Origin of the sequence: Azonexus sp. (genome assembly GCF_036170495.1) — a bacterium.
Lineage (GTDB): Bacteria > Pseudomonadota > Gammaproteobacteria > Burkholderiales > Rhodocyclaceae > Azonexus.
Genome location: NZ_JAVHPH010000361.1, coordinates 8,873 through 10,954 on the forward strand (window position 1 = coordinate 8,873; position 2,082 = coordinate 10,954).

The window sequence follows — 2,082 nt, forward strand, 5'->3', positions numbered from 1 at the left end:
CTGCAGGCCACCTCGGCCTGCCTGATGGCCATCGTGCTGGCGCAGATGGTCAATCTCTTCGTCTGTCGTCATCCACGTCTGCCGGCCTGGCGTTTTTCCTTGCTCGAAAACCGCTGGCTGCTCGCCGGGCTGGCCAGCGAAGCGGGGCTGATGGCGGCGATTCTCTACACGCCGTGGGGCAACCGCCTGTTCGGCACGGCGCCGCTGGCGCTCGACGTTTTCCTCTACGCCTTGCCGTTCGCGCTCTTCCTCGGGCTGGCCGAAGAGACGCGCAAATGGTTTATCCGGCGGGCTTAGGTCGGTGTTTCGCGCAGACGTTCGGCCAGGAAGTCGACGAAGACGCGAATCTTCGGCGGCAGGTGGGTTTGCGGCAGCCATAGCGCATAGGCCGTCTGGCCGAAGGGGCCGACCGGCGTCCATTCGGGGAGCAGCGGAATCAGCCGGCCGTCGGCGATTTCACGGTCGACGGCGTAGTTCCAGACCAAGCCGATGCCCATGTCGGCGAGCAGCAGGTCGCGCACGACCTCGCTGTTATTGACCAAGACGTTGCTCGTCACGCGGATCCGCGCCTCTTCGCTACCACGCTGGAAGCGCCATTCGTTGCCGAATTCGCGCAAGCCGTAATGCAGGCAGTTGTGGCCGGCGAGGTCGGCGGGGGTTTCGATTTTTTGGCCTTTTATCGCGTTGACCGTCGAACACAGCCGGTAGCGCACCGGCATCAGCGCCTTGGCCACCACCTGATCGGGCGGCGTGCGGGTCAGGCGCAGGGCGACGTCATAGCCTTCCTCGACGAGATCGACGAGGCGGTCGAGCAGGGTCAGTTGCACCTCGATTTCCGGGTGGCGGGCGAGGAATTCGGGGATCAGCGGCGCCAGACAGAGCTTGCCGAAAGTCACCGAGGCCGTGACGCGCAGGATGCCGCGTGGCGCCTCGACCAGACCGGCGGCCAAGCGGGCGCTTTCGTCGAGCAGCGCGACGCCCTGTGCCGCCCGTTCGTAGAGCACGCGGCCGGCTTCGGTCAGCGACATGGCGCGCGTCGTGCGTTGGAGCAGGCGCAGGCCGAGCTGCTTTTCGAGTCGGTTGATGCGCTTGCTGACGGCCGATTTGGTCAGGCCCATGGCCCGCGCCGCCGATGAAAAGCCTTGCGTATCAACGACCCGGACGAAAACGGCGAGGTCGGAGAAATGATCGAGCTGGTTGATTGTTTCCATTGGGCAACAAACTGTTGTTAATTAGCTCGATTGTAGCCAATAACGCTCAGTGAAATCATGCAGGCGTCACTTCAAACGGAGAAAACCATGCCCCTGATCAACATCACCCTGGCCGGTGCCAGCCTCGCGCCGAGCACCATTCAGCACTTGCAGCAGGAAACGATGCGCCTCATGCAGAGCATCCTGCGCAAGGAAGCGGCGCTCACTGTGGTCAGCGTCACGCAGTTACCGGCATGCGCCTTCTCGGCCAACGGACAGGCCGTCGCCGCTGCGGCCAGCCTGCAGGCGATGATTACGGCCGGCACCAACAGCACGGCCGAAAAGGCCGATTTCATTTTTGCCGCAAAATCCCTGTTGACCGTGGCAATCGGCCCCAGCGCCGCGCCGATCTACGTCGCCCTGCACGAACTGCCGGCCGAAAGCTGGGGCTACGATGGGGAAACGCAGGCGGCGCGCAAAGCCGGGCAACTGATTGGAGAAGCAGCATGAACGCCCGCACCCTGCGCCAGATCGTCGGCGTCCCGGTCAGCCTGCACGCCGGCGCCACGCTGGAAACTGCCAAAACCGTCGTCGTCCTCATCGACTACCAGAACGAATACCGCAACGGCCCGCTGGCGCTGCCTGACGAGCCAACCGCCAGCAAGGCAGCCCGCCAACTCCGCACCTGGGCCGACCAGGCCGGCATTGCGGTCATCCACGTCCTGCATCGCGCCCCCGCGACGGCGCCGATCTTCGCCCCGGATTCAATCGGTGCCGTGCCCATCGCCGGGCTGGCGCCAGCCGAAGGCGAAACGGTGATCCACAAGCATCTTCCCTCGGCTTTCACCGGCACCAGCCTGCTCGACGAACTGCAAACGCGCGGCGTCGAAAC

General features: G+C 64.6%; 4 protein-coding genes. 3 read left to right on the forward strand and 1 reads right to left on the reverse strand.

The window, feature by feature from the left end; genetic code table 11:
• Positions 1-297: cation transporting ATPase C-terminal domain-containing protein (locus tag ADADOO_RS13315; RefSeq protein WP_511277988.1), on the forward strand; the 297-nt coding region annotated here is incomplete at its 5' end.
• Here ADADOO_RS13315 and ADADOO_RS13320 read toward each other — a convergent pair.
• Positions 294-1,211 (reverse strand): LysR family transcriptional regulator, encoded by a 918-nt coding sequence (locus ADADOO_RS13320; protein WP_511277989.1) that lies wholly within the window; start codon positions 1,209-1,211, stop codon positions 294-296. The two genes, ADADOO_RS13315 and ADADOO_RS13320, sit on opposite strands and share 4 nt — an antisense overlap.
• An 87-nt stretch (positions 1,212-1,298) precedes the next feature.
• Here ADADOO_RS13320 and ADADOO_RS13325 point away from each other — a divergent pair, with 87 nt between their 5' ends.
• Together ADADOO_RS13325 and ADADOO_RS13330 are read left to right on the forward strand one after the other, a co-directional pair.
• Positions 1,299-1,700 carry a hypothetical protein gene (locus ADADOO_RS13325; RefSeq protein ID WP_511277990.1) on the forward strand — a complete coding sequence of 134 codons (402 nt, stop codon included), beginning with the start codon at positions 1,299-1,301 and terminating at the stop codon, positions 1,698-1,700.
• Positions 1,697-2,082, forward strand: a 386-nt coding sequence (locus ADADOO_RS13330) for an isochorismatase family protein (protein ID WP_511277991.1), incomplete at its 3' end; no start/stop codon positions are given. The genes ADADOO_RS13325 and ADADOO_RS13330, both read left to right, overlap by 4 nt.